This window comes from Mycobacterium sp. 1245801.1, from assembly GCF_001673055.1.
Classification (GTDB): domain Bacteria; phylum Actinomycetota; class Actinomycetes; order Mycobacteriales; family Mycobacteriaceae; genus Mycobacterium; species Mycobacterium europaeum_A.
The window spans coordinates 12,082-37,793 of the sequence record NZ_LZKY01000193.1 but is presented as its reverse complement, the minus strand read 5'-3'; the positions used below and the strand labels follow the sequence as shown (position 1 = coordinate 37,793).

Here is a 25,712-nt window from a genome sequence, read left to right as displayed (position 1 = left end):
ACGCAAATTTTCGATGTCCAGGGCCGGAGAGGCGGGAAAACCGTGGCGCTCGTCGTGCAGAAGTACGGCGGATCCTCAGTGGCGAACGCCGATCGGATCCGTCGCGTGGCCGAGCGCATCGTCGCGACCAAGAAACAGGGCAACGACGTGGTCGTCGTCGTCTCCGCCATGGGCGACACCACCGACGACCTGATGGACCTGGCCCAGCAGGTGTGTCCGGCGCCGCCGCCGCGCGAACTGGACATGCTGCTGACCGCCGGTGAGCGCATCTCCAATGCCCTGGTCGCGATGGCGATCGAATCGCTGGGCGCGCAGGCACGCTCATTCACCGGCTCGCAGGCGGGCGTGATCACCACGGGCACCCACGGCAACGCCAAGATCATCGACGTGACGCCGGGACGCCTGCAGGCCGCGCTCGACGAGGGGCGCATCGTGCTGGTGGCCGGTTTCCAGGGCGTCAGCCAGGACACCCGGGACGTGACCACGCTGGGCCGCGGCGGGTCGGACACCACCGCGGTGGCGCTGGCCGCGGCGCTGCGCGCCGACGTGTGCGAGATCTACACCGACGTCGACGGCATCTTCAGCGCCGACCCCAGGATCGTGCACAACGCCCGCAAGCTGGACACCGTCACCTTCGAGGAGATGCTCGAGATGGCGGCGTGCGGCGCCAAGGTCTTGATGCTGCGCTGCGTCGAATACGCGCGCCGCTACAACATTCCGGTGCACGTCCGATCCTCTTATTCGGAAGACCCGGGCACCACCGTCGTCGGATCGATCAAGGACATAGCCATGGAAGACCCCATCCTGACCGGAGTCGCGCACGACCGCAGCGAGGCCAAGGTGACCGTCGTCGGCATTCCCGACATCCCCGGATATGCCGCCCGCGTCTTCCGGGCGCTCGCCGATGCCGACGTGAACATCGACATGGTGTTGCAGAACGTCTCCAAGGTCGAGGACGGCAAGACCGACATCACCTTCACCTGCTCACGGGACAGCGGGCCCACCGCGGTGGCCAAACTCGATGCGCTCAAGGACGAGATCGGGTTCAGCCAACTGCTCTACGACGACCACGTCGGCAAGGTGTCGCTGATCGGGGCGGGCATGCGCAGCCACCCGGGCGTCACCGCCACCTTCTGTGAGGCCCTGGCCGAGGTGGGTGTCAACATCGAGCTGATTTCCACCTCGGAGATCCGGATCTCGGTGCTGTGCCGCGACACCGAACTAGACAAGGCCGTCGTGGCGTTGCACGAGGCGTTCGAGCTCGGCGGCGAGGAGTCGGCGACGGTGTATGCGGGGACGGGTAGATAAATGGTTGCTATCGGAGTTGTTGGCGCCACCGGCCAGGTCGGCCAGGTGATGCGCCGGTTGCTCGACGAGCGGGACTTCCCCGCGACGACGGTGCGGTTCTTCGCCTCGGCGCGCTCGCAGGGCCGCAAGCTGGAATTCCGCGGCCAGGAGATCGAGGTCGAAGACGCCGCGACGGCGGACCCGAGTGGGCTGGACATCGCGTTGTTCTCCGCCGGCAAGACGATGTCACTGGTGCAGGCGCCGCGGTTCGCCGCGGCCGGGGTAACGGTGATCGACAACTCGTCGGCTTGGCGCAAGGACCCGGACGTGCCGCTGGTGGTGTCCGAGGTGAACTTCTCCCGCGATGCCGGCAACCGACCCAAGGGCATCATCGCCAACCCCAACTGCACCACCATGGCCGCCATGCCGGTGCTCAAGGTGCTGCACGAGGAAGCCGGGCTGCAACGCCTGGTGGTGTCGAGCTATCAGGCGGTATCGGGCAGCGGGATCGCCGGGGTCGAGGAGCTGGCGACCCAGGCACGCGCGGTCATCGACGGCGCCGAGCAGCTGGTGCACGACGGCAACGCCGTAGCGTTTCCGGCGCCCGAAACCTACGTCGCGCCGATCGCCTTCAACGTGATCCCGTTGGCCGGCTCCCTGGTGGACGACGGCTCCGGTGAGACCGACGAGGACCAGAAGCTGCGCCACGAGAGCCGCAAGATCCTCGGCATCCCCGAGCTGGCGGTCAGCGGCACCTGCGTGCGGGTGCCGGTGTTCACCGGGCACTCGCTGTCGATTAACGCCGAATTCGAACGACCGCTGTCGCCGGAGCGGGCCCGCGAACTGCTCGACGGCGCGCCCGGGGTCAAGGTGGTCGACGTGCCGACCCCGTTGGCGGCCGCCGGTGTCGACGAGTCGCTGGTCGGCCGGATCCGGCGCGATCCCGGGGTGCCCGACGGCCGCGGCCTGGCGCTGTTCATCTCCGGTGACAACCTGCGCAAGGGGGCGGCGCTGAACACCATCCAGATCGCCGAGTTACTCGCCGCCGAGTTGTGAATCCGCGGGTGAGTTCCGCGACGCGGTTCTCGCTTCTTGCGGCGTCATTGCTTGTGCCGCAATGCTTTTGGATAGCGCATGCCGACCCGCCCGCTCCGGCGCCCGAGCCGGTGCTGCAGCCGTTGGCGCCCGGTCAGGTGCTGCGGATCGGCCCCACCGCCGGAACCGGTACGCCGACAGGGGATTACGGCATCGGCGCGACCGATCTGTGTGAGTTCGTCGAATTCCCAGCCGAATTGCTCCAAGTGTGCGGCGACAGCTTCGCGGGTCAGGGCGTCGGCTTCGGCGGTTGGTACGCGCCCGTCGCGTTGCGCGTCGACACGTCCTCCGTCGACGATCCCGGCGGGGTGCGCTACACCGGGGTCACCGGCATCAGCAATCCGCTGCTGGCCGATCCCGCCCCGCCGGGGGCCTCGCAGTTACCCGCCGGGGTGGTGCAGATCAACCGGCGCAACTACCTGATGGTGACGACGACCAAAAACCTCGAACCGCAGACCTCCCGGCTGGTGACGGCCGAACCGGCGCGCGCGGGCTGGCAGACGATCCCCGGGTCCAAGCGGCCCGCCTCGTATCAGGGTGGCTCGCAGACGCAGATCAGCGGCTACTACGACCCGATCCCCACCCCGGAGTCACCCAGTGGGTGGGTGTACATCGTGGCCGACAGTTTCACCCGCCGGGACCCGGTGGTGCTCTACCGGGCCACACCGCAGACGTTCACCGACCGGTCCCGGTGGCAGGGTTGGGCGGCGGGTCCGCAAGGGGGCTGGGGCAAGCCGCCGACGCCGCTGTGGCCCGACGCGGTGGGTGAGATGTGCATCCGGCAGATCGACGGCAAGGCGGTGCTGTCCTATTTCAACGCCGTCACCGGCAACATGGAGGTCCGGGTGGCCGACGACCCGACGTCGCTCGGCGACGCGCCGGTCACCACGGTGGTGCAGCACGACGAGTGGCCGGACCCGGCGGAAAGCCTGCCGCCGCCCTACGACAATCGGCTGGCGCAGCCCTACGGCGGCTACATCTCACCCGGCTCGACGCTCGACGAGCTCCGAATCTTTGTCAGTCAGTGGGACACCCGCGCCCGGGTGGCCGCGCCGTACCGGGTGATCCAGTTCGCGGTCAATCCGCTACGGCCCGAATAGCAGCCTTTAACGGCTCCCAGCCGCACAAGTTGCGGGCGCCGTCGCGATCGACTCCCCGATGACCCGATCGGGAGCGCGACAAGCCAGATGGTTGGCCGGGCGTCCTCGGGTTGGGTTAGTGCGTCGTCAGGTAGGAAACCCCGTCATTCATATACATCCGCAGCGGTGCGCATCGGATCGAACATTGCAAAGGAGTCAGCTATGTCAAACGCCGGTATCGCGCTGGTGCTCGCCCTATGCGCGGCACTGGCATCGGCGTTTGGGAATGTGATTCGTCAGCGGTCCGCGCAAGAGATCACCGACGAACCGGTCGGCCACCTCGCCCTGTTCCGCAAGTCGTTGGGCGACACTCGGTGGTGGTTGGGCAGCGCGGGGGCTGTCGCCAATTACGCCCTGCTGGCCGCGGCGTTGGGCATTGGGTCGGTAATGCTGGTGACGGCGCTGCAGGTGACGGCACTGCTGTTCGCTTTGCCGATCTATGCGCGGCTGACGCATCACCGGATAACCCGCTGGGAATGGGCCTGGGCGGCGCTGCTGGCAGTCGCGTTGGTCGCGTTCATCATGATCGGTCAGCCGGAGGCGGGCCAATCGCGGGGATCGCTGACAAGCTGGACCGTCGTCGTCATGGTGATAGCCCCGCTGTCGGCGTTGTGTGTCTTGGGCGCGCGGATGTGGCCGGGTCGTCCGCCCGCGGCGGTGCTTCTGGCGGTGGTGGCGGGTTTGTCGCTGGCGGTGTTCGCGGTGCTGACCAAGGGCGTCGTCGATGCGCTGGGAGGCGGCTTCGGTGCCCTGCTCCGCGCGCCCGAGCTGTATGTCTGGATACCGACCGCACTGGCCGGGATGATCTTTCAGCAATCGTCATTCCGGGCCGGCGCATTGACAGCCTCGATGCCAACGGTGATCGTGGCCGAGCCGATCGTGGCATCGGCGCTTGGGGTGATCGTGCTGGGCGAGACCCTCCACGCCTCGGGCCCCAAGGCTTTCGCCCTGGTAGTCGCAGTGCTGGTGGTTATCGTCGCGACCTGGGCCTTGGCCCGCGGCAAGGCCGCCTCAATGGCCGCTCGCGCCGGAAGCGACACGAACACGACGGCCGAGCCTGAGCCGCCGTCGGACCGCTAGGCGGAGGCGCTACCGTCGTCCCGCCCGATTGGTGATGCGACGCCCGGTGACGCCGAGGTAGATGCTTATGAGGATGCACGCGAAGACGATGCCAACCAGGAAGGGAATGATCTTGAATCCGCCATTTTGGTTGGAGTAGCCCAGTTTGTAGGACACCCAGGTTCCAAGGAATGAGCCGAGTGCGCCCAATACCACAGTCATCACGACGCCGATGTTCTGCTTGCCGGGCATGATGAGCCTGGCCAGTCCGCCCACGACGAGTCCGACGAAGATGGCACCGATAATTGTCCCGATCACTTGAAACTCCTCTGGTAGCACAGGTCATCGCTTTGATGTGGAGAGAGATACCCGTTTCTTGGCCTGTTGAGCCCGCTAATCCCCGCAGGCGTCGAGGGCGATGCAGCACGTAGGGCTTACTTCGCGATCCGAGTCGACGACATCGACGCCGTGGCTTGCGGTCCAACGCGCGGAGGTAACAGTTCGCGGCCAACTTGCTGCGGCCCGAATAGCGCGTTTTCACCCGCTGACCGGGGGCTTTACTTCACAGCTGCTACATAAGTAGCGCATAGCCGCCACTACTGTTAACGGCTTCATCATTTGTCTCATGAGTGAAACATCTGAATCCCCCACTGTGCGGCACTCCACCGCCACTGCACCGGTCGCCGCCGAAGCGGCGGCGGCCTACCGGGCCCCGCGGGTCTTCCAACTCGCCGCGTGGGTCGCCATCGTCGCCGGCATCGTGTTCATCGTCGCGGTCATCTTCTTCACCGGCTTCATCCTCGGCCACCGCGGCGGCCATCACGGACACCACCACAAGCACCACCACGCGATGGTGCACCACCGTGGCCCCGGCGGCCCCGGCAACTTCGGCGGCCCGGGCGCACCGGGCGCGCCGGGCGGTCAGGGTGGTCAGGGCGGCCAGACCGGGCCGGGAGCCACCAGCACCGCGCCGGCTCCCTCGGGCGTGCGTCCCAGCGGCATGGCCCCGGGCCAGCTCCCGCCGTCGGTCCTGCACTCGGCGGCCGCGCTGGGACAGACCCCGAGCGTCATCGTGCTGACCAACTGAAACCCCCTCGCCAACCGTGGCCCGGCGCTCGAGTGGAGCGCCGGGCCACCTGTCTTTGGCGGTAACCGGCCCCTAACCGCCGCATCTCGATTCACCACAATTTTGTCGGCGGGCCCTGTTGAAGCACAGGTATGCGCGGCAATATGGCAAGGCATGAGCGAGACACCCGAAGAACGAGTTGAGCCCACCGCCGAGCCGGCCCCAGCCGCACCGGTCACCGCGCCACCGCCGCCACCCCCGGACCGGGTGCAGCCGCCGCGCCTCTACACGGCGGCGGCCTGGGTGGTGATCGTCGCCGGCATCGTGTTCATCCTCTCGTCGCTGTTCTTCGTCGGTGCCTTCATCTGGAAGCACCAGCACCCCTGCCACCATCAGCACGGCATGTTTCACCCCGGTGGCCCCGGACCGGGCAATGGGCCCTGGGGACCCGCTGGTCCCGGGCCGGGCAACGGACCTGGGCAGTACGGCGGTCCCGGCGGCGGCTACGGCCCGTGGTACGGCGGACCCGGTGGCCCGGGTGGACCCGACAACGGGCCCTGGGGATACGGCCCCGGGGGTCCCGGCTTGATCGTTCCGATGCCCCCGAGCGGTCCGGGCGGTCCCGGCGGGCCGCATGGCGGCCCGGGTGTCAGCGGCCCCGGCCAACCGCCGGCCGTCAGCGCGCCCCCCGGTGCGCCGGCGCCGCCCCCGTGACGGCGCCCGCCGCACTCACGGCCTATTTCCAGCCCCAAATGGGTAAGGACCCGTAGTGGGCAACCGATGGTGTTGCTCAAAATTTTCTTGACCGGATCAAGAAAAGGGGAATACTCGGTTGCAGGCCGGAAGGCCCGGGTCGCGGACAGCCACGCCGAACCTGCTTGATGAGCAAGCGAATTCGGTGTCGCCGTGCGCGATCCGGGGCTGTGCGGCCTTCCGCCCGGTGACGAGGAGAGCGTAATGACGGAGCGTTTCACGACCAATGACGCCGGTATCGCTGCGCCGAGCGACGATCAGTCGCTGACGATCGGCCCAGACGGCCCGATTCTGCTGCAGGACCACTACCTGATCGAGCAGATGGCGATGTTCAACCGCGAGCGCATCCCGGAGCGCCAGCCACACGCCAAAGGCGGTGGCGCGTTTGGTCATTTCGAGGTGACCAACGACGTCAGCAAGTACACCAGGGCCGCGGTGTTCCAGCCCGGCACCAAAACCGACATGCTGGCCCGGTTTTCGACGGTCGCCGGTGAGCGCGGCAGCCCAGACACCTGGCGGGACCCGCGTGGCTTCGCGCTGAAGTTCTACACCACCGAAGGCAACTTCGATCTCGTCGGCAACAACACGCCGGTCTTCTTCATGCGCGACCCGTTGAAGTTCCAGCACTTCATCCGGTCCCAGAAGCGCTTGCAGGCAAGCAATGTGCGCGACCACAACATGCAGTGGGACTTCTGGAGCCTGTCCCCGGAATCGGCGCACCAGGTGACCTGGCTGATGGGCGACCGGGGGATCCCCAAGACCTGGCGCAACATGAACGGCTACAGCAGCCACACGTACAGCTGGATCAACGCCGCCGGCGAGATCTTCTGGGTGAAGTACCACTTCATCACCGATCAGGGCATCGAGTTCCTGACCCAGGAGGACGCCGACCGGCTGGCCGGTGAGGACGGCGACTACCACCAGCGCGACCTGTTCGAGTCGATCGAGCGCGGGGACTACCCGAGCTGGACGCTGAAGATGCAGATCATGCCGTACGAGGAAGCCAAGGACTATCGGTTCAACCCGTTCGATCTGACCAAGGTGTGGCCGCACGGCGACTACCCGTTGATCGACGTCGGCAAGATGACGCTGAACCGCAACGTCACCGACTACCACGCCGAGATCGAGCAAGCGGCCTTCGAGCCGAACAACACCGTGCCCGGCACGGGGCTGAGCCCGGACAAAATGCTGCAGGCGCGCGGCTTTTCGTACTCGGACGCGCATCGGGCCCGGCTGGGGACCAACTACCGGCAGATCCCGGTCAACACCCCCAGAGTCGAGGTGAACAGCTATTCCAAAGACGGCGCCATGCGGATCAACAACGTGTCCGACCCCGTGTATGCGCCCAATTCCTACGGTGGTCCGCACGCCGATCCGGCCCGCGCCGCCGAGGTGCGCTGGCATGCCGACGGCGACATGGTCCGCTCGGCCTACACGCTGCACGCCGAGGACGACGACTGGGGACAGGCCGGCACCATGGTCCGCGAAGTTCTCGATGACGCGGCCAGGGAACGCTTGGCGCACAACATCATTGGTCACGTCTCCCAAGGCGTGAAGGAACCGGTGCTGTCGCGGGTGTTCGAGTACTGGCGCAATGTCGACCCCGACCTCGGCAAGAAGGTCGAGGAAGGCGTGCGGGGCAACGGGGGCTGACCGCTCGTCGGGTCGCCTGGCATGATCGCTGCATGACCACGCGGGTTACGCAGGTTGCCCAGAGGCGCGGGGCCGCCGTCGTCGTCGGCCTGGCCTTGGCAGGCACCATCGCGGTTCCGGTCGCCGCCGCGCGCCCGTCGGAGCCCGGCGTGGTGAATTACGCCGTCCTGGGCAGGGGGTCGGTCGGCAACATCGTCGGCGGACCCATGGGGTGGGAGTCGGTGTTCACCCAGCCCGGGCAAGGCGACTGGGTCGACCTTCCCGAGTGCAACAACTGGGCCGACATCGGCCTGCCCGAGGTGTACAACGATCCCGACCTGGCCTCGTTCAACGGGGCCGTCACCCAGACGTCGGCCACCGACCAGACGCACCTGGTGAAACAGGCCGTCGGGGTGTTCGCCACCAATGAGGCGGCGGCCCGGGCGTTTCATCGCGTGGTGGATCGAACCGTGGGCTGCTCGGGGCAGACCACCGCGATCCACCTGGACAATGGCAGCACCCAGGTGTGGTCGTTCGACGGCGGCCCGGCCGGCCCCGCCGACGAGAACTGGACCAAGCAGGAGGCGGGCACCGATCGCCGGTGCTTCGATCAAACCAGGCTGCGCGAAAACGTGTTGCTGCAGGCAAAGGTGTGCCAATCCGGCAATGCCGGACCCGCGGTCAACGTGCTAGCTGGGGCGATGCAGAACGCGCTGGGTCAATAATCGAGCGATTGGGTAACCGTGTTCCCCGAGCACGTCAAAGTGCGCAGAAGGGAATATGTCGGGGGCGTCTGATAGATGAAGCACTAGACGAAGTAGTGCCGATTATCGTTCGATTAGCTGCGCAGGGAAGCGGTCCGCAGGTGCGTGTTCAGGCTGCGGGGCCCGAAGGGATCGTGATATGACGTTCGCGCCGATCACCGCCGCGGCTTCGCGACCGGAGTCGCGGGCGGCCGGTGCCGACCCTGCCCCCGACCTGAGCATCGCCGAGCCGGCCGACTCGGCGGCCGTCGCGCAATACATCGCCGAAGGCTGTCTGGTGGACGCCCCGCTGGGCCGGGTGGGTCTGGAACTGGAGGCCCACTGCCACGACCCGGCCGACCCGCACCGCCGGCCGAGCTGGGATGAAATCGCCGACGTGCTCGCCGCGCTGCCCGCGATGCCGGGCGGTAGCAGGATCACCGTGGAACCGGGCGGCGCCGTCGAACTGTCCGGGCCGCCGGCCGACGGCGTGGCACCCGCCATCGACGCCATGCGCCGGGACCAGGCCGTGCTGCGGCCGGCGTTTGCTGAGGCTGGGCTGGGCCTGGTGTTCCTCGGCGCCGACCCGCTGCGGCCGCCCCAGCGCATCAATCCCGGCGCCCGGTACCGCGCCATGGAACGGTTCTTCGCCACCAGCCGCTCCGGGGAGGCGGGCGCGGCGATGATGACGTCCACCGCCTCGATCCAGGTCAACGTGGACGCCGGCCCGCGGGAGGGCTGGGCTGCGCGGGTGCGCCTGGCGCATGCCCTGGGGCCCACCATGATCGCGATCACCGCCAATTCGCCGATGCTGGTCGGCGACTTCACCGGCTGGGTGTCCAGCCGCCAGCGGGTGTGGGGCCGGATGGACTCGGCGCGCTGCGGGCCCATCCTGGGGGCCAGCGGCGACGACCCCGGCACCGACTGGGCGCGGTACGCCCTCAAGGCGCCGGTGATGTTGGTGCACAACCCCGACGCCGAGGCCGTCACCCATTGGGTGCCCTTTGCCGACTGGGTCGACGGCCGGGTGCTGCTCGGGGGTCGCCGTCCCAGCCTGGCCGACCTGGAATATCACCTCACCACGTTGTTCCCGCCGGTGCGCCCCAGGCAGTGGCTGGAGATCCGCTACCTGGACAGCGTGCCGGACCCGTTGTGGCCCGCCGTGGCGTTCACCCTGGTGGCCCTGCTCGACGACCCGGCCGCCGCCGACGTCGCGGCCGAGGCCGTCGAACCCGTGGCGACCGCCTGGGACACCGCGGCCCGGGTGGGCCTGCGGGATCGGCGGCTGTACCGGGCGGCCAACGCCTGCGTGGCCATCGCCGCGGCGAAAGCGCCCGCGGAACTCGGCGATTCGATGCAGCGATTGGTCCGCATGGTCGAGCAGGGCCGATGTCCCGGCGACGATTTCGCCGACCAGGTGATCGAGCACGGCCTGGCCCCCACCGTGCGGCGACTGGCGCAAGGGGAGTTGTGACGTCACCTGATGATTCCGACCCGCTGCGCCCGGCTGCGCCGCGCTTGCGGTCGTCATGCCGAGAGACGATCGCCGACGACTTGGCGCGGACGCGGACGCGGACGTTGAGACTCGTCGAGTTCGACGACGCCGAACTCTGCCGGCAGTACGACCCGCTGATGAGCCCGCTGGTGTGGGACCTGGCGCACATCGGTCAGCAAGAAGAGCTGTGGCTGCTGCGGGGCGGGGATCCGGCCCGGCCGGGGATGTTGCCGCCGGCCGTCGAGGGGCTCTACGACGCCTTCGTGCATTCCCGCGCCAGCCGGGTCGATCTGCCGTTGCTGTCGCCGGACAAAGCGCGGGCCTATTGCCGGACCGTGCGGTCCGCGGTGCTCGACGCGCTCGACGCGCTGCCCGACGACCCCGCCGGCGACGACGCGGCCTTCGTCTACGCGATGGTGGTCAGCCACGAAAACCAGCACGACGAGACCATGCTGCAGGCGTTGAACCTGCGCAGCGGCGCCCCGCTGTTGCGCGGCACGTCGACGCTGCCGGCGGGTAGGCCGGGGCTGGCGGGCACCTCGGTGCTGGTGCCCGGCGGCGAGTTCGTCCTCGGTGTGGACCCCGCTAGCGAACCGTACTCGCTGGACAACGAGCGCCCGGCCCACGTCGTCGACCTGCCCGCGTTCCGGATCGGCCGGGTCCCGGTCACCAACGGCGAATGGCGGCAGTTCGTCGACGACGGTGGCTACGACCAGCCCCGCTGGTGGTCCGAGCGCGGCTGGCGGCACCGGCAGGGCGCGGGTCTTGACGCGCCGCAGTTCTGGAGTTCCGACGGCGTCACCCGCACCCGGTTCGGCCACGTCGAACACATCCCGGCCGACGAACCCGTCCAGCACGTCAGCTATTTCGAGGCCGAGGCGTACGCGGCCTGGGCCGGCGCCCGGCTGCCCACGGAGATGGAATGGGAGAAGGCCTGCACCTGGGATCCGTCCACCAACACCCGGCGCCGCTACCCCTGGGGTGAGCGCACACCGGACGAGGCGCTGGCCAACCTCGGCGGCGCGGCGTTGCGTCCCGCGCCGGTCGGCGCCTATCCCGCCGGCGCCTCCGCATACGGGGCCGAGCAGCTGCTCGGCGACGTCTGGGAGTGGACCAGCTCCCCGCTGCGGCCGTGGCCGGGTTTCGTCCCGATGCTCTACGAACGCTATTCACAGCCGTTCTTCGACGGCGACTACCGGGTGCTGCGCGGCGGCTCGTGGGCGGTCGAACCGGGCATCATGCGGCCGAGCTTTCGCAACTGGGACCACCCCTACCGGCGCCAGATCTTCTCCGGCGTCCGGTTGGCGTGGGACGTCCCCGACGCCGGGTCCGCCTGATGTGCCGGCACCTGGGCTGGCTGGGAACCGACGTCACCGTTTCCTCGCTGGTGCTCGACCCGCCATTCGGGCTGCGGGTTCAGTCCTATGCGCCGCGCCGCCAAAAGCACTGCCTGCTCAACGCCGACGGTTGGGGCGTGGGGTTTTTCGACACCGCCGCCGAAGCCGCACCAGGGCCCGGCGTGCCGCGCCGGTGGCGTAGCCAGGCGCCGCTCTGGGGTGACGTGTCGTTCGATTCCATCGCGCCCGCGCTGCGTAGCCACTGCGTGGTGGCCGCCGTGCGCTCGGCGACCGTCGGCATGCCGATCGAGGCCAGCGCGACCGCTCCGTTCACCGACGGCCAGTGGTTGTTGTCGCACAACGGAATCGTGGACCGAAGCGTGCTGCCCACGACGTCGTGGGCCGAATCGGTCTGTGACAGCGCTATATTGGCCGCGGTGATCTTCGAGCGCGGCCTCGACGCGCTGGGGCGGACCATCGTCGAGATCGGGGAAGCCGACCCGGGCGCCCGGCTGAACATCCTGGCCGCCAACGGCTCTCGCATGGTGGCGACGGCCTGGGGCGACACACTGTGCATCCTGCGCCGCCCCGACGGTGTGGTGCTGGCCAGTGAACCCTATGACAACGACTCCGACTGGGAGGACGTTCCGGACCGTCACCTTGTCGAAGTCACTGCCGACGGCGTCACGATGACGCCGCTGGACCAGTCGAGAGGATCTTGATGACGCTGTCGCTGTCGAACCACCTGGCCGCCGACTCGGCGTACCACGCGTTGCGCCGTGACGTGCTCGACGGCCTGCAGAAGACGCCAAAGTCGCTGCCACCCAAGTGGTTCTACGATGCGGTGGGCAGCGAGCTGTTCGACCAAATCACCCGGCTGCCCGAGTACTACCCGACCCGCGCCGAGGCGGAGATCCTGCGCGCGAGGGCGGCCGAAGTGGCGTCGGTGAGCGAGGCCGACACGCTGGTGGAGCTGGGCAGCGGCACGTCGGAGAAGACCCGGCTGTTGCTGGACGCCCTGCGCGAGCGTGGCTCGCTACGCAGGTTCGTCCCGTTCGACGTCGACGCCAGCATCCTGTCGACGGCCGCAGCGGCCATCGCGCAGGAATACGCCGGGGTCGAAATCAAGGCCGTCTGCGGTGACTTCGAAGAGCACCTGACAAAGATCCCCGAAGGCGGACGACGGCTGTTCGTGTTCCTGGGGTCGACGATCGGCAACCTCACGCCCGGACCGCGCGCGGAGTTCCTCGCCGCCCTGTCCGCGCAGCTGCGGCCCGGCGACAGCCTGCTACTGGGCACGGACCTGGTCAAGGACACCGAGCGACTCGTGCGCGCCTACGACGATGCCGCCGGGGTGACGGCGGCGTTCAACCGCAACGTGCTCGCGGTGGTCAACCGGGAACTCGACGCGGATTTCGACGTCGAGGCCTACCGGCACGTGGCCCGGTGGAACGCGGCGGAGGAACGCATCGAGATGTGGTTGCGGTCCGACCGTCGCCAGCGGGTGCGGGTCGGCGCGCTCGAGCTGACCGTCGACTTCGAGGCCGGCGAGGAGATGCTCACCGAGGTGTCGTGTAAGTTCCACTCCGACAAGGTGACTGACGAACTGGCCGCCGCGGGGTTGCGCCGCACCCGGTGGTGGACCGACGCGGCGGGCGACTTCGGGTTGTCGTTGGCCGTGAAGTGACCGGCAGCAACGCGCTGGCCGACCAGTGGCGGTCAGCCCGGCCGCCGATGGCCGGACTGCACCTGGACAACGCGGCCTGTTCACGGCAGAGCCTGGCGGTGATCGAGGCCACCGCGCAGCACGCTCGCAACGAATCCGAAGTCGGCGGCTACGTCGCGGCGGAGGCCGCGACACCGGTGCTCGACGCCGGACGCGCGGCGTTCGCCGCGCTGGCCGGAATGCCCGACGCCGAGGTTGTTTTCACCACCGGCTCGCTGAACGCCCTGGATCTGCTGCTGGGCGGCTGGCCGACCGAGCGACGAAAGGTGGCGTGCCTGCCCGGCGAATACGGGCCCAACCTGGCGATGCTGGCCGCCCACGGATTCGACCGGCAACTGCTACCGACGCTCGAAGACGGCCGGGTCGCGCTTGACGAGGCGGCGCTGGCGCTGGACACCGACCCGCCGGACCTGGTGCATCTGACCGCGGTGGCCAGTCATCGCGGTGTGGTGCAACCGGTTTCGATGGTCGCCCAACTTTGCCGGGAATTGGGGCTGCCGCTCGTCGTCGACGCGGCGCAGGCGCTGGGCCAGGTGGACTGCGCGGTGGGCGCCGACGCGACCTACTCCTCGTCGCGCAAGTGGATCGCCGGCCCGCGCGGTGTCGGTATCCTCGCGGTGCGCCGGGAGCTGATGGAAAGCCTGCACCCCAGGCTGGGCGCGTCGCAGTGGGCCAGCAACGACGGCGCACCGACGGTGGCCGAACAACTGGAATTCGGCGAAGCGAATGTGGCCGCACGGGTGGGGTTTTCGCTGGCGCTGGGCGAACACCTGGCGTACGGGCCGCAGGCGGTGCGTGCACGGCTGGCCGAGCTGGGCGGACTGAGCCGCAGCATACTGTCCGATGTCGCCGGGTGGACGGTGGTCGAAGAGGTCGAAGAACCCAGTGCCATCACCACTTTGGCGCCGAACGACGGCGCCGACCCGCAAGCGGTGCGGGCCTGGCTGCTCGCCGAGCGACGGATCCTGACCACCTTCGCCGGCGTGCAACGGGCGCCGCTGGAGCTCGCCGGACCCGTGCTGCGGATCTCACCGCACGTGGACACCACGGCCGCCGACCTCGAGACGTTCGCCGAGGCGCTCATCGCCGCCACCGCGGCGACCGCAACCGGCTAACCGGCTTTGTGCGCGGTCAGCAAGTAGGCCGGCATCTTGCGCCGGCCCCTCTCGTCGAGTTCATGCTGCGGAAATTCGAACGGCGCGTCGGGGATGTTGACCGGGTTGGACAGGATGAAAGCGGGGCGAACCTCGTCGATCTCCCAGTATTTGCTCACCGCGGCGCGCAGTTCGTCCTCGTCGACCTCGTTGGGCTTGGTTTCCAACTCGGCGGGGAAGGCGCCCTTGGCGAACACCAGGATGAACAGGTTCGCCCCCGGGGCGGCGGCCCGGTGTATCGACCTCAGGTAGCCGTCGCGGCCCTCCACCGGCAGCGAGTGGAACAGCGTGCTGTCCACCACCGTGGAGAACCGTCCGTCGTAGCCGGAGAACGACGTGATGTCGGCCTGCACGAAGCTGGCCGTGGTCAGGCCGCGCTCTTCGGCGGACTTGGTGGCCGCCGCGACGGCGGTCGGCGTGAGGTCGACCCCGACCACGGTGTACCCCTGGGCGGCCAGCGCCAGGGAAAGCTCGGCGACCCCGCAACCGGCATCCAGCACGTCGCTGCGGAATCTGCCGGCCGCGACCAGCGCCGCCAGTTCCGGTTGCGGCTCGCCGATGTTCCACGGCGGCGGACCCTCGAAGTGGGCCTGCTCCCGATAGGCGCTGTCCCAGTCCATCACTTGATCAGATGACATGGGTTTCAACCTACTCCCAGGTGTGCACCGGCTCATTGGCATGCATGTGATCGCAGTAGCGGCGCAGCATTTCGGCCAGCGCCGCGGGCCTGCTCATGCCGCCGTCCTGCAGCGCCCGCACGGTGGACACCTGCCAGCTGGCACCGTTGCGCCCCGTTCGCGCCCGGCCCTCGATCACCCCGAGGAACCGGTCGCGCACCTCGGCGTCGACGCCCCAGCGCTGCAGACCCTCGTCGGCGATCGGCAGCAGTGTGTCGAGCACCAGGTCGCGTGCGCTCACCTCACCCACTCGGGGCCAGTGCAGCCGCGCGTCGATGCCGGAGCGCGCCGACGCCAGGAAATTGGCTTCTGCCACACCGAAATCCATGTGCTGCCACAGCGGATCGTCGGCTTCGGACAGGCTGCGCAGCACCCCGTAGAAGAAGGCCGAGTTCGCCAGCATGTCGACGACGGTCGGCCCGGCCGGCAACACCCGGTTCTCCAGTCGCAGATGGGGGCGACCGTCGACCACGTCGTAGACCGGGCGGTTCCACCGGTAGACCGTCCCGTTGTGCAGGCGCAGTTCGGCGAGCTGCGGGATGCGTCCGGCGGCCAGCTCGGCCACCGGATCCTCATCGGAGACCTCGGGCAGCAGGGACGGGAAGTAGCGGATGTTCTCTCGGTAGAGGTCCAGGATCGAATCGATCCACTGTTCGCCGAACCACACTCGCGGGCGCACGCCTTGGGCTTTCAGCTCCTCGGGCCTGGTGTCGGTGGACTGGGTGAACAGCTCGATGCGGGTTTCCGCCCACAGCAGGTGCCCGAAGAAGAAGGGTGAGTTGGCGCCCAGCGCCAGCTGGGGGCCGGCCACGATCTGCGCCGCATTCCAGTTGGCGGCGAACGTTTCCGGCGCCAACTGTAGATGCAATTGCATGCTGGTGCAGGCTGATTCGGGAGCGATCGTGGCGGTGTGCCAGCTCAGCGGTTCCGGACCGGAAATGTCGATGGGAATGTCTTCACCGCGGGCGGTGAAGATCGAGTCGTTCAGCGCGGCGTAGCGGGTGGATTCGCTCATCCAGCCGTGGTCGAGGTGTTCGGGCATCAGCGTGGGCAGGATGCCGATCATGACGATGTGGGCGCCGCCCGCCGCGCCCGCCCTGGCCTGCGCGTCGTTCAGGCTGGCCCGCACCTCGGCCTCGAGATCGAGCCCGGAGTGCCCGGGCAGCGCGTGTGGCGGGACGTTGAATTCGATGTTGTAGGCGCCTAATTCGGTCTGATAGGCCGGGTCACCGATGGCGTCCAGCACGTGACGATTGGACATCGCCGGCTGGTAGTCGGCGTCGACGAGGTTGCACTCGATCTCCATGCCCGTGAGCGGTTGCTCGGACTCGAAGCACGACCGGGCGAGCATCGTCTCGAAGACATCCACGCACAGCTGTACCTTGCGCCGGTATTCCCGCCGTTGTGCGCTGTCGTACGTGGTGCGCTTGACCTCTTCGCCCACACCGCAGATGCAACAGGGTTACCGCGCGTAACGCAAGCTCCCACGAGTCGCGGTTCCCGTCTCGTTCGTCCGGCGGGTAGACCATGATGGTCTTCGACGCAACAGTGTTCCGGGGTGAAGGAGAGCAGTTGGCCGAGTTCGCCGAGTTCGTCGCCGCCATCGACCAGGGCACCACCAGCACTCGCTGCATGATCTTCGATCACGACGGTGCCGAGGTGGCTCGCCATCAACTCGAGCACGATCAGATCCTGCCCCGCGCCGGCTGGGTGGAGCACGACCCGGTGGAGATCTGGGAACGCACCTCCTCGGTGCTGACGTCGGTGTTGAACCGGGCCAATCTCAGTACCAAAAATATTGCGGCGCTGGGTATCACGAATCAGCGCGAGACGACGCTGGTGTGGAACCGCAAGACCGGACGGCCCTATTACAACGCGATCGTCTGGCAGGACACCCGCACCGACCGCATTGCCTCGGCGGCCGAACGCGACGGTCGCGGCGACGTGATTCGCCGCAAGGCGGGCCTGCCCCCGGCCACCTATTTCTCCGGCGGCAAGCTGCAATGGATTCTGGACAACGTCGACGGGGTGCGTGAGGCCGCCGAGAGCGGCGACGCGCTGTTCGGCACCGCCGACACCTGGGTGTTGTGGAACCTGACCGGGGGTCCGCGCGGCGGCGTGCACGCCACCGACGTGACCAACGCCAGCCGGACCATGCTGATGAACCTGGAGACGCTGGACTGGGACGACGAGTTGCTGTCGTTCTTCTCCGTGCCCCGTGCGATGTTGCCGAAGATCGGGCCGTCGTCGTCCCCGCAGCCCTACGGCGTGACGACCGAGACCGGGCCGGCCGGCGGTGAGGTGCCGATCGCCGGAATGCTCGGCGATCAGCACGCGGCGATGGTGGGCCAGGTGTGCCTGTCCGAAGGGGAAGCCAAAAACACCTACGGCACCGGGAATTTCCTGCTGCTCAACACCGGCGAGACGATCGTGCGGTCCGACAACGGCCTGTTGACCACCGTCTGCTATCAGTTCGGGGACGCCAAACCGGTGTACGCGCTCGAGGGTTCGATCGCGGTTACCGGGGCGGCCGTGCAGTGGCTGCGCGATCAGTTGGGCATCATCAGCGGAGCTGCCCAAAGCGAATCGCTGGCACGTCAGGTCGATGACAACGGCGGGGTCTATTTCGTGCCCGCGTTTTCCGGGTTGTTCGCGCCGTACTGGCGATCCGACGCGCGCGGCGCGATCGTCGGGCTGTCGCGGTTCAACACCAACGCGCATCTTGCGCGCGCCACGCTGGAGGCGATCTGCTACCAGAGTCGCGACGTGGTGGACGCCATGGCGGCGGATTCCGGTGTGCGCCTTGACGTTTTGAAGGTCGACGGGGGCATCACCGGCAACGACCTGTGCATGCAGATCCAGGCCGACGTGCTGGGGGTGGACGTGGTACGGCCGGTCGTCGCCGAGACGACCGCGCTGGGCGCTGCCTACGCGGCCGGCTTGGCGGTGGGGTTCTGGGCCGACCCGGCCGACCTGCGGGCCAACTGGCAAGAGGGCAGGCGGTGGGAGCCGGCGTGGAACGACGAGCAGCGCGCCGCCGGTTATGCGGGCTGGCGCAAAGCCGTGCAGCGGACCCTGGATTGGGTCTCCGTAACCTGAGCGGTCACGCGACGTGACCCGATCCAGGGCCCGCTCAGCGGCACTCAGTCTTCGCCGAGGATGCCGTAGATCTCACGCCGCGCATTGTTGAGGATCTCGACGATGCGCTGCTGCTGTTCGGCGGACGCGGTGTGGGCGGACTGCCCGACCGCGCCGAACAACTGGCCTACCGCCGCCCGCAGATTCAGGTGTCCCGGGTCGGCGCCTTCGGTGATCTCGTCCCACGGCGGGGTCTCGATCTTCTCCGCCGCCGTGCGGCCCTGCTCGGTCAGCTCGAAAAGCTTCTTGCTGCCTTCGGTTTCGCTCGCGGTGATCAGGCCTTCGTCGTCGAGCAGCTGCAGCGTCGGGTACACCGAACCGGGGCTCGGCTTCCACAGTCCGTTGCTGCGCTCGGCGATCAGCTGAATCATCTCGTAGCCGTGCATCGGCCGCTCGGCCAGCAGCTTGAGGATGGCGGCTCGCACGTCACCGCGCTTGCCGCGACCCGGGCCGCCACGGCGCCATCCGCCGCGCCGGCCACCGGGGCCGAAGCCCGGACCGAAACCGGGACCGAAGCCCGGGCCGAAACCGGGACCGAAGCCGAGCGGGCCGTCGTGGCTGCCGGCGTGGTCGCGTAGATGCTCGCGAAAGTCCCGCCGGGCCTGGCGCCGCGCTTCGTGCAGGGCGCGCCGGTCGACCGGGCCGGAGCCGAAACCGAATCCGAAGCCGGGTCGGCCGGCGAATGGACCTTCTGGGGGAGTGAATGGGTTGCTCATTGGTGTGTCCTTACGTTGGTGGGTCGCGCACCGATCGCGCGCTACGAAACATCACGATATATCGGAAACTATCGCGATGCAACTGGATATGTTGAACATGGCGCGTGCGTGGCCGCTGAGCTGCGGAGATCGGTGATTGCCCACCCACGGCCGGGGCGCGACGCGGTTTGCATGCGCCGGACGCGGGTACCAGCTATCGGGATGGACACCAACAACAACCTCACGGTGGGCGGCGGCCCCGCGGGCCCGGCCGCGTACGGGCGACCCGGCGGCGCGCGGCGCCCCAACGCCCGGCCGTGGGTCAATTGGGGTTTGGCGCTAGCGACGGTGCCCGGTGCCGCCCTGGTGATGCTCTTCGCGCTGGGTGCGGTCATGAGCACCGATGGCTGCAGCGATCGCAGCTGTCCCAACCTGGGCCACGGCGGGATCAATTTCGGCGTGGCGTTCTACGGCGCGCCCGCGGTCGCCGTCCTCGCCATCATCGTCTCGATTTTCACCGCCAAGCGCCGTTGGGGCATCGCGGTCCCGCTGTGCGGATGGGCATTGCTGATCGCCGACGTCGCCCTGATGGCGGCGAGCGTGGCGGGCTAGTGCGGTACTGAGAAACCGCCCGGAGCCGAGGAGTCTCCCGGGCCGGGGTGATTCGAACGCGGGTCCGGCCATCCGGGGACTTGCGGCGGCGGGCCGGGCCAGCTTTGGGGGCCGTAGGCGGGGGCGGTCGGTGGCCACGGCGCCGGCCCCGTCTGCCCTGGCCCGGGCATGGCGGGGCGCAGCCGGGCCAGTTCGCGACGGTGCCGCTCGGCGAGGACGGCGGCGAGCACGAGTTCCGGCGGGGCGCCGGGCGGTGGCGGCGGCGCGATGCGGGCCACCACGTCACCGGCGATCCGGTATGCCATCTGCACGCGCAGCTGACGGTCGAGCTGCGTTGCCCGAGAAAGGAATTGGCGCGCAACCTCGACCTGGCCGACGGACAGCCCCGACAGCTGCAGCGACGAGGCCCACCACGCCAACGACGGCGGCATCATCGGCGGGGGCCCGAGGCGGGGCCCGCGTTCGTTGACCACCACCGTGCCGGCGAAGATATCGCCGATCCGTTTGGCCTTGGGGGACAGGATGCTGCAGATGACGGCCGGGCTGCCGAACAGCATCCAGATTTCCACCAGCGCCGCCAGGGCGCGAAACAGGGCCTGGCGGAAGCGTTCTGGGCCACCGTCGTCGGACACCACCCGCAGCCCCATCGCGATCTTGCCCACCGAGCGCCCGCGCGTCGCCGTTTCGAGCACCAGGGGATAGCCCACGATCACCAGCACCGTGAAAATCAGCAGGATCGCGTTGCTCAGCGCGGTATCGAATTGGCTCAGGGTGGCAGCCCACAACATCAGGCCGAGCAGGTAACCGATGACCATGACCGTGATGTCGATCAGCGCGCTCAGCGTCCGCACCGGCAGCTGGGCGATCTGCACATCGAGCACCACAGCGTCCCCGGTCACCACCTCCGACATAACTTCGAACGGTACAGGTTGGGCCCGCGTGGCCGGCCGCACTTTGCCGCGCCGGGAATGCGATTAGGCTGCCCAGGGTGGATGTCGATGCGTTCGTGCTGGCCCATCGCCCTACCTGGGACCGCCTGGACCGATTGATCGGGCGGCGCCGGTCGTTGTCGGGTGCGGAAATCGACGAACTCGTCGAGCTTTATCAGCGGGTCTCCACCCATCTGTCGATGCTGCGCTCGGCGTCCTCGGATTCGCTGCTGATCGGTCGGCTCTCCAGCCTGGTCGCGCGGGCCCGTTCGGCGGTGACGGGCGCCCACGCGCCACTGAGCAGCGCGTTCACCCGGTTCTGGACGGTGTCCTTCCCGGTCGTGGCGTACCGCACCTGGCGGTGGTGGCTGGCCACGGCGGCGGCGTTCTTCGCCGTCGTCGTGATCGTCGCGTTTTGGGTCGCCGGCAGTCCCGACGTCCAGTCCGCCCTCGGAACGCCCAGTGACATCGCGCAATTGGTCAACCACGATGTCGAGTCCTATTACAGCGAACATCCCGCCGCCGCGTTCGCGCTGCAGATCTGGGTGAACAACTCCTGGGTGTCCGCCCAATGCATCGCGCTGTCCGTGGTGCTGGGGCTGCCCATCCCGTTCGTGCTGTTCGAGAACGCCGCCAATCTGGGCGTCATTGCCGGCCTGATGTTTCCGGCCGGCAAGGGTGGCCTGCTGCTGGGTCTGCTCGCCCCGCACGGACTGCTCGAACTCACGGCGGTATTCCTTTCGGGGGCAACGGGAATGCGGCTGGGCTGGTCGGTGATCGCCCCTGGCGACCGGCCCCGAGGGCAGGTGCTCGCCGAGCAGGGGCGTGCCGTCGTCTCGGTCGCCGTGGGTCTGGTTGCGGTGCTGCTGGTTTCGGGATTGATCGAGGCGCTGGTGACGCCGTCACCGTTGCCGACGTTCGTGCGGGTGGGCATCGGCGTCCTCGCCGAGGTGGCGTTCCTGTCCTACATCGTCTACTTCGGCCGCCGCGGCGTGCAGGCCGGCGAAAGCGGTGACATGGAGGACGCGCCGGACTTCGTCCCGACCCGCTGAGCGGCGATCGCTACAGCCGCCCGGTCGCCTTCATCGCCAGGTAGTGATCGGCCAGCGCCGGTGCCAGTTCGGTGGGCGGCGCGTCGACGACTTCCACCCCGCTGCGGCGCAGCCGCGTGGCGATCGCGCCGCGGTCGTTGCGGGATCGTTCGGCGGCCGCCGCGTCATAGACCGCCGCGGCGTCCGAACGCCCGACGGCCATTTGGTCGACGCGCGGGTCGGAAACCGCGGCCAGTAGCAGACGATGCTTAGCCGACAGTTGCGGCAGCACGGGCAGCAGGCCCTCGTCGAGGGCGGCCGCGTTGAGGTCGGTCAGCAGCACCACCAGGGAACGCCGGCGGGCGCGCAGTCCGATAGTGGAAACCATTGCCCGCCAATCGGATTCGACCAGCGTCGGCTGAAGGGGCGCCATCGCGTCGACCAGCTGGGCAAGCAGTTCGGTGCGCGAGGCGCCGAACACACCGGCCCGGCTCACCCGGTCGTGGGCGAGGAAGTCGACATGGTCGCCGGCCCGCGATGCCAGGGCCGCCAACAGCAGCGCGGCGTCCATCGACCAATCGAGCCGCGGCCAGCCCGCCGGATCGGACGCGGTCGGGTCGACACCGACCCGACCCGCCGCCGTGCGGCCGGTGTCGAGCACGATCACCACCCGCCGGTCGCGTTCGGGCCGCCAGGTGCGCACCACCACGTCGGCGCGCCGCGCGGTGGCGCGCCAGTCGATCGAGCGCACGTCGTCGCCGACGACATACTCTCGCAGCGAGTCGAATTCGGTTCCCTGCCCGCGCACCAGCGTGGGCAGCAGGCCGTCGATCTCGCGCAGCTTGGCAAGTCGCGACGGCAGGTGCTTGCGGGCCAGAAACGGGGGCAGCACCCGCAACTGGCCCGGCACCTGTCGCGAACCCTGCCGTCCCGCCAGCCCCAGCGGACCGATCGATCGGGCGGTCACCACCGTCGCGCGCTGATCGCCGCGGCGGAGCGGTTGCAGCCGGGTCGTGACGTGCTGGTCCTGTCCGGCCGCGATGTTGATCGGCTGGGTGCGCGGCTGCGCCTGGGCGCTGGGCGGCCAGGCGTCGCGGATCTGGCCGCGGAAGCTGCGCGGGCCGTCGTTGCGGATCAACAGCCCGCACTCGACCTGCTGGCCGAGCCGGGCGGAGCGATCCGGGGAACGGACGTAGCGCAACCTGGCGGGGCTGGCCGCCAACACGATGTCGACGACCACCAGAACCGTCAGCGCGATCAGCAGGGCCACGAAAGTCGTTGCCGGCCACGGAGACAGCGCGATGGGCAGGACGCAGATCAGTGCGACCAACCCGGTGCGTCCGGTCAGGACCACTAGCGGGGCACCGGAACCGACGCCAGAATCCCGTCGAGCACACCGTCGGGCGTGGCCCCTTCGAGTTCGGCCTCGGGCCGCAGCATCACCCGGTGCCGCAGCGTCGGGCGGGCCATCGCCTTCACGTCGTCGGGAGTGACGTAGTTGCGGCCGGACAGCCAGGACCAGGACCGCGCGGTGGCCAGCAGGGCGGTGGCACCGCGGGGGGACACGCCCAGTTGCAGCGCGGGGGACGACCGGGTGGCCCCCACGATGTCGACGATGTAACCGAGCACCTCGTCGCCGACCAGCACGCGCTGGACGGCGTCGCGGCCGGCCGCCAGGTCGGCGGGCCCGGCCACCGGGCTGATCGCCGACAGGTCGCGCGGGTCGAAGCCGTGCGCGTGCCGGTGCAGGATGGCGATCTCGGCGTCCCGCGGCGGCAGCGTCACATTCAGTTTGAGTAAAAAGCGGTCCAGCTGGGCCTCGGGCAGCTGGTAGGTGCCCTCGTATTCGACCGGGTTCTGGGTCGCGGCCACGATGAACGGGTCGGGCAGCGGCTGCGGTTGGCCATCGACGCTGACCTGTCGCTCTTCCATCGCCTCGAGCAGCGCGGCCTGGGTCTTGGGTGGGGTCCGGTTGATCTCGTCGGCCAGCAGCAGGTTGGTGAACACCGGGCCGGGCCGGAACACGAACGCGGCGGTGCGCGCGTCGTACACCAGTGAACCCGTCACGTCGCCGGGCATCAGGTCGGGGGTGAACTGCACCCGCTTGAATTCGAGCTGCAGCGCCGCGGACAGCGCCCGGACCAGTAGCGTCTTCGCCACTCCCGGAACGCCTTCCAACAGCACGTGACCACGGCACAGCAGCGCGATCACCAGGCCGCTGACCACGCCTTCCTGTCCGACGACAGCCTTGGCGAGCTCGCCACGCAACGCCAGCAGTGCCTCGCGTGCCGATTCAGCGGTGGGGGATGAGGCGGTATCGGCTTGTGGAGCGGAAGGGGGCTGTGTCACGGGTGTGCGACCTGCCTTTCGATTTCGTCGAGCGCACGGCCAAGTTGTAACAGGTCGTTGTCGGTCGTCGGGGGCGGACCGAACAGATGGTAGGAGACGAACGCCGGATCGGATCCGATGCGCTGGGCCGCGGTGGTCACCACCGCATCGGGTGACGCGCCCGCGCCCAGGCCCAGCCGCGGCAGCAGCCGCGCGACCGTGGCGGCGCGCAAGGCGGTGGCCGCGCGGTCGCGTGCCCGTCGGGACCGGTACAGCCGCCCGCGACCCTCGACCGTCTCCGACGCGCGGACCACCACGGGCAGCTCCTCGGCCACCAGGGGCCCGGGGCGGCGGCCCTTCCACAGGGCGACCAGCAGCACTACCAGTGCCAGTTGACCGACGATCCAGATGACATTGGGCGGGATCAGCTCGAAAAGCGATGCCTTGGCTGAGGATTCACCCTCGACCTGATGCGGCGCGTACCAGATGAGCCGGGGCCGGTCGCCGGCGAGGTTCATCGCCAGGGCCGCGTTGCCCGCTTGCAGCAGGCCGCCGTTGGTCATGAAGTCGGTGTTGCCGACCGCTGTGATGGTGCGGCCGTCGTCGCGGAAGCGGATCAGCGCGCCGTCGTAGCAGCGGGTCATCGCGCGCCCGCCTTTGGGCTCGTAGGTGTTGCTGGGCCCGAACCGCACCGAGCCGGCCCGAACCGCCTCGCGCAGCGTGCAATTCGGGTCGAGGTCGAAACCGTTGGCGCCCGAGATCCGGATGTCCGGCAGCAGCGCCTCGCGGGTCCGTGTCGTCGGTTCCACCAGCAGCAGGTCCGAATGGACGCTGGCCAGCCGGTCCAGCAGCGTGTCGGTGAGGTATTGGCTCTGGGCCACCAGGATCAGCGCATCGGGGCGCGCCGCGTGTTCGACGTCGGCGATGTTGTTGGCCACCACGACGTCGACTCCGGCGTTGCGCAGCAATTCCACCAGTGCGTGGGCGCCGTCGGGTCCGGTCGCCCCCGGGTCCATGCGTGCGCCGGGCCGCGGTGCGGTCAAATAGGCATCGACGCCGGCGATGACCGCGAGCACCAGCAGCGTGACGAGCATCCACCGCCAGGTGCGCCAGCGCCGCGGCGTGGTTTCGGGAGTCACACCGGTGGTCGTCGCCATCAGCGCACCGCCGCCCACGACTCGGGGGCTTCCGCCCGGCCGGGTCCCAGCGGTCCGCCCTGCCAGCGGGACCGCAGGTGGTCGTCCAGCTCGGCGATCATCTGGTAGGCGGGCTGGGTGCCGGGTTGTTCACCGTACGTGACGTCGTTGAAAGCCGTTGCCGCTTGCGTCAATTCGCCGGCCAGATGGGGCAGCGCGGCGCCGGCGTCGCGGGCCAGCTCGTTGGCCGTGCGGCCGGGGGCGGGTGTCAGCACCCGGGTCTCTTCGAGCTGGCGGGCGACGGCCCGCAGTCGGTGACGGATCGCCGCCGCCCAGTCGCCCTGCGCCGCATGGTTCTCGGCCGTCGCGCGATGCTGGGCGGCGGTCAGTTGGGCGGCCTCGAACAACGAGTGGTCGCCGCCGCGGCGGGTGCGCATGGTGCGGCGCAGAACGTAGACGCCGACGAGCACCGCGATGGCGAGCAGGATGAAAAGCACTGTGGCGGTGAGCCATCCGCCCGGAATCGTCGAGGTCTTCTGCAGCAGCCGGTAGATCAGGTCGTTGAGCCAGTCGACGAAGTGTTCTCGCGCGGAGCCCTTCGAATAGCTGGGTTTGTTGAGCTCGTCCTGCGCGGCGCGGTGTGCGGCATCGCGGTCGATGTCGATGGAAGGCATCCTGCG

General features: G+C 68.9%; 25 protein-coding genes. 16 read left to right on the top strand and 9 right to left on the bottom strand.

Features of this window, described 5'->3' with window-relative positions; genetic code table 11:
- Positions 1–42 precede the first annotated feature (42 nt).
- The 4 genes from A5622_RS12255 (at position 43) to A5622_RS12240 (ending at position 4,601) form a co-directional block, all read left to right on the top strand.
- On the top strand, positions 43–1,308 hold the full coding sequence (locus A5622_RS12255; RefSeq protein ID WP_066868330.1) for an aspartate kinase: 1,266 nt from the start codon (positions 43–45) through the stop codon (positions 1,306–1,308).
- The gene (locus tag A5622_RS12250; protein ID WP_066878761.1) at positions 1,309–2,343 is read left to right on the top strand and encodes an aspartate-semialdehyde dehydrogenase; all 1,035 of its coding nucleotides are present in this window, start codon (positions 1,309–1,311) and stop codon (positions 2,341–2,343) included.
- 8 nt (positions 2,344–2,351) lie between these two features.
- A complete protein-coding gene (locus A5622_RS12245) occupies positions 2,352–3,482 on the top strand; it encodes a DUF4185 domain-containing protein (protein ID WP_066878796.1) in 1,131 nt (376 codons plus the stop codon).
- A gap of 201 nt (positions 3,483–3,683) precedes the next feature.
- The gene (locus tag A5622_RS12240; protein ID WP_066878759.1) at positions 3,684–4,601 is read left to right on the top strand and encodes a DMT family transporter; all 918 of its coding nucleotides are present in this window, start codon (positions 3,684–3,686) and stop codon (positions 4,599–4,601) included.
- Between the two features lie 9 nt (positions 4,602–4,610).
- On the opposite strand, the gene A5622_RS12235 is transcribed toward A5622_RS12240, so the two are convergent.
- Positions 4,611–4,898: a GlsB/YeaQ/YmgE family stress response membrane protein gene (locus tag A5622_RS12235; RefSeq protein ID WP_066868338.1), complete on the bottom strand. Its 288-nt coding sequence runs from the start codon at positions 4,896–4,898 to the stop codon at positions 4,611–4,613.
- 334 nt (positions 4,899–5,232) lie between these two features.
- Here A5622_RS12235 and A5622_RS12230 point away from each other — a divergent pair, with 334 nt between their 5' ends.
- The 9 genes from A5622_RS12230 to egtE all read left to right on the top strand — a co-directional run bounded on the left by A5622_RS12230 (position 5,233) and on the right by egtE (position 14,447).
- The gene (locus A5622_RS12230) at positions 5,233–5,667 is read left to right on the top strand and encodes a hypothetical protein (protein WP_197498043.1); all 435 of its coding nucleotides are present in this window, start codon (positions 5,233–5,235) and stop codon (positions 5,665–5,667) included.
- A gap of 153 nt (positions 5,668–5,820) precedes the next feature.
- Positions 5,821–6,360 carry a hypothetical protein gene (locus tag A5622_RS12225; RefSeq protein ID WP_066878757.1) on the top strand — a complete coding sequence of 180 codons (540 nt, stop codon included), beginning with the start codon at positions 5,821–5,823 and terminating at the stop codon, positions 6,358–6,360.
- 243 nt (positions 6,361–6,603) lie between these two features.
- Positions 6,604–8,052, top strand: a complete 1,449-nt coding sequence (locus tag A5622_RS12220; RefSeq protein ID WP_066868376.1) for a catalase — start codon at positions 6,604–6,606, stop codon at positions 8,050–8,052.
- Positions 8,053–8,084: 32 nt separating this feature from the next.
- On the top strand, positions 8,085–8,756 hold the full coding sequence (locus A5622_RS12215; protein ID WP_066878755.1) for a sensor domain-containing protein: 672 nt from the start codon (positions 8,085–8,087) through the stop codon (positions 8,754–8,756).
- A 178-nt stretch (positions 8,757–8,934) separates the two neighbouring features.
- Positions 8,935–10,248, top strand: coding sequence for an ergothioneine biosynthesis glutamate--cysteine ligase EgtA (gene egtA, locus A5622_RS12210; protein ID WP_066868346.1), 1,314 nt, complete (start codon positions 8,935–8,937; stop codon positions 10,246–10,248).
- A 44-nt stretch (positions 10,249–10,292) separates the two neighbouring features.
- Complete coding sequence (gene egtB, locus A5622_RS12205; RefSeq protein WP_066878794.1) at positions 10,293–11,606, top strand: ergothioneine biosynthesis protein EgtB; 1,314 nt, start codon at positions 10,293–10,295, stop codon at positions 11,604–11,606.
- Complete coding sequence (gene egtC, locus A5622_RS12200; protein ID WP_066878753.1) at positions 11,606–12,328, top strand: ergothioneine biosynthesis protein EgtC; 723 nt, start codon at positions 11,606–11,608, stop codon at positions 12,326–12,328. Before egtB ends, egtC begins: the two co-directional genes overlap by 1 nt.
- Positions 12,328–13,293 carry an L-histidine N(alpha)-methyltransferase gene (gene egtD / locus A5622_RS12195; RefSeq protein ID WP_066878750.1) on the top strand — a complete coding sequence of 322 codons (966 nt, stop codon included), beginning with the start codon at positions 12,328–12,330 and terminating at the stop codon, positions 13,291–13,293. The genes egtC and egtD overlap by 1 nt, the downstream gene beginning before the upstream one ends.
- A gap of 47 nt (positions 13,294–13,340) precedes the next feature.
- Positions 13,341–14,447, top strand: a complete 1,107-nt coding sequence (gene egtE / locus A5622_RS12190) for an ergothioneine biosynthesis PLP-dependent enzyme EgtE (RefSeq protein ID WP_232002951.1) — start codon at positions 13,341–13,343, stop codon at positions 14,445–14,447.
- On the opposite strand, the gene A5622_RS12185 is transcribed toward egtE, so the two are convergent.
- Both A5622_RS12185 and A5622_RS12180 read right to left on the bottom strand, forming a co-directional pair.
- On the bottom strand, positions 14,444–15,124 hold the full coding sequence (locus A5622_RS12185) for a class I SAM-dependent methyltransferase (RefSeq protein WP_066868356.1): 681 nt from the start codon (positions 15,122–15,124) through the stop codon (positions 14,444–14,446). The genes egtE and A5622_RS12185 overlap by 4 nt on opposite strands.
- Positions 15,125–15,134: 10 nt before the next feature.
- Positions 15,135–16,607, bottom strand: coding sequence for a glutamate--cysteine ligase (locus A5622_RS12180; RefSeq protein ID WP_066868358.1), 1,473 nt, complete (start codon positions 16,605–16,607; stop codon positions 15,135–15,137).
- Between the two features lie 86 nt (positions 16,608–16,693).
- On the opposite strand from A5622_RS12180, the gene glpK reads away from it, so the two are divergent.
- Complete coding sequence (gene glpK, locus A5622_RS12175) at positions 16,694–18,262, top strand: glycerol kinase GlpK (RefSeq protein ID WP_156752938.1); 1,569 nt, start codon at positions 16,694–16,696, stop codon at positions 18,260–18,262.
- A 44-nt stretch (positions 18,263–18,306) separates the two neighbouring features.
- Here the strand turns inward: glpK and A5622_RS12170 are convergent, their stop codons facing one another.
- Complete coding sequence (locus A5622_RS12170; RefSeq protein WP_066868360.1) at positions 18,307–19,017, bottom strand: PadR family transcriptional regulator; 711 nt, start codon at positions 19,015–19,017, stop codon at positions 18,307–18,309.
- A 201-nt stretch (positions 19,018–19,218) separates the two neighbouring features.
- On the opposite strand from A5622_RS12170, the gene A5622_RS12165 reads away from it, so the two are divergent.
- Positions 19,219–19,608, top strand: coding sequence for a hypothetical protein (locus A5622_RS12165; RefSeq protein ID WP_066868362.1), 390 nt, complete (start codon positions 19,219–19,221; stop codon positions 19,606–19,608).
- Here A5622_RS12165 and A5622_RS12160 read toward each other — a convergent pair.
- Positions 19,605–20,519 carry an RDD family protein gene (locus tag A5622_RS12160; protein ID WP_066868364.1) on the bottom strand — a complete coding sequence of 305 codons (915 nt, stop codon included), beginning with the start codon at positions 20,517–20,519 and terminating at the stop codon, positions 19,605–19,607. The genes A5622_RS12165 and A5622_RS12160 overlap by 4 nt on opposite strands.
- A gap of 77 nt (positions 20,520–20,596) precedes the next feature.
- Between A5622_RS12160 and A5622_RS12155 the strand changes: the two genes are divergently transcribed.
- Complete coding sequence (locus tag A5622_RS12155; RefSeq protein WP_066878746.1) at positions 20,597–21,589, top strand: stage II sporulation protein M; 993 nt, start codon at positions 20,597–20,599, stop codon at positions 21,587–21,589.
- A 10-nt stretch (positions 21,590–21,599) separates the two neighbouring features.
- Here the strand turns inward: A5622_RS12155 and A5622_RS12150 are convergent, their stop codons facing one another.
- Genes A5622_RS12150 through A5622_RS12135 form a run of 4 tightly spaced genes read right to left on the bottom strand, consistent with a single transcriptional unit; the run spans position 21,600 to position 25,706 of the window.
- The gene (locus A5622_RS12150) at positions 21,600–22,922 is read right to left on the bottom strand and encodes a DUF58 domain-containing protein (protein ID WP_066878744.1); all 1,323 of its coding nucleotides are present in this window, start codon (positions 22,920–22,922) and stop codon (positions 21,600–21,602) included.
- Positions 22,922–24,031: an AAA family ATPase gene (locus A5622_RS12145; RefSeq protein ID WP_369829237.1), complete on the bottom strand. Its 1,110-nt coding sequence runs from the start codon at positions 24,029–24,031 to the stop codon at positions 22,922–22,924. The genes A5622_RS12150 and A5622_RS12145 overlap by 1 nt, the downstream gene beginning before the upstream one ends.
- Positions 23,914–25,053 (bottom strand): DUF4350 domain-containing protein, encoded by a 1,140-nt coding sequence (locus A5622_RS12140; RefSeq protein ID WP_066878790.1) that lies wholly within the window; start codon positions 25,051–25,053, stop codon positions 23,914–23,916. Before A5622_RS12140 ends, A5622_RS12145 begins: the two co-directional genes overlap by 118 nt.
- Positions 25,053–25,706: a DUF4129 domain-containing protein gene (locus A5622_RS12135; protein ID WP_066878742.1), complete on the bottom strand. Its 654-nt coding sequence runs from the start codon at positions 25,704–25,706 to the stop codon at positions 25,053–25,055. Before A5622_RS12135 ends, A5622_RS12140 begins: the two co-directional genes overlap by 1 nt.
- Positions 25,707–25,712 lie beyond the last annotated feature (6 nt).

Excerpts from the sequence above, each read along its gene's own strand:
- A5622_RS12250 (WP_066878761.1), top strand. The coding sequence starts at position 1,309 with ATGGTTGCTATCGGAGTTGTTGGCGCCACCGGCCAGGTCGGCCAGGTG.
- A5622_RS12240 (WP_066878759.1), top strand. The coding sequence starts at position 3,684 with ATGTCAAACGCCGGTATCGCGCTGGTGCTCGCCCTATGCGCGGCACTG.
- A5622_RS12225 (WP_066878757.1), top strand. The coding sequence starts at position 5,821 with ATGAGCGAGACACCCGAAGAACGAGTTGAGCCCACCGCCGAGCCGGCC.
- A5622_RS12220 (WP_066868376.1), top strand. The coding sequence starts at position 6,604 with ATGACGGAGCGTTTCACGACCAATGACGCCGGTATCGCTGCGCCGAGC.
- A5622_RS12215 (WP_066878755.1), top strand. The coding sequence starts at position 8,085 with ATGACCACGCGGGTTACGCAGGTTGCCCAGAGGCGCGGGGCCGCCGTC.
- egtA (WP_066868346.1), top strand. The coding sequence starts at position 8,935 with ATGACGTTCGCGCCGATCACCGCCGCGGCTTCGCGACCGGAGTCGCGG.
- egtC (WP_066878753.1), top strand. The coding sequence starts at position 11,606 with ATGTGCCGGCACCTGGGCTGGCTGGGAACCGACGTCACCGTTTCCTCG.
- egtD (WP_066878750.1), top strand. The coding sequence starts at position 12,328 with ATGACGCTGTCGCTGTCGAACCACCTGGCCGCCGACTCGGCGTACCAC.
- egtE (WP_232002951.1), top strand. The coding sequence starts at position 13,341 with ATGGCCGGACTGCACCTGGACAACGCGGCCTGTTCACGGCAGAGCCTG.
- A5622_RS12185 (WP_066868356.1), bottom strand. The coding sequence starts at position 15,124 with ATGTCATCTGATCAAGTGATGGACTGGGACAGCGCCTATCGGGAGCAG.
- glpK (WP_156752938.1), top strand. The coding sequence starts at position 16,694 with ATGGTCTTCGACGCAACAGTGTTCCGGGGTGAAGGAGAGCAGTTGGCC.
- A5622_RS12170 (WP_066868360.1), bottom strand. The coding sequence starts at position 19,017 with ATGAGCAACCCATTCACTCCCCCAGAAGGTCCATTCGCCGGCCGACCC.
- A5622_RS12165 (WP_066868362.1), top strand. The coding sequence starts at position 19,219 with ATGGACACCAACAACAACCTCACGGTGGGCGGCGGCCCCGCGGGCCCG.
- A5622_RS12160 (WP_066868364.1), bottom strand. The coding sequence starts at position 20,519 with ATGTCGGAGGTGGTGACCGGGGACGCTGTGGTGCTCGATGTGCAGATC.
- A5622_RS12140 (WP_066878790.1), bottom strand. The coding sequence starts at position 25,053 with ATGGCGACGACCACCGGTGTGACTCCCGAAACCACGCCGCGGCGCTGG.
- A5622_RS12135 (WP_066878742.1), bottom strand. The coding sequence starts at position 25,706 with ATGCCTTCCATCGACATCGACCGCGATGCCGCACACCGCGCCGCGCAG.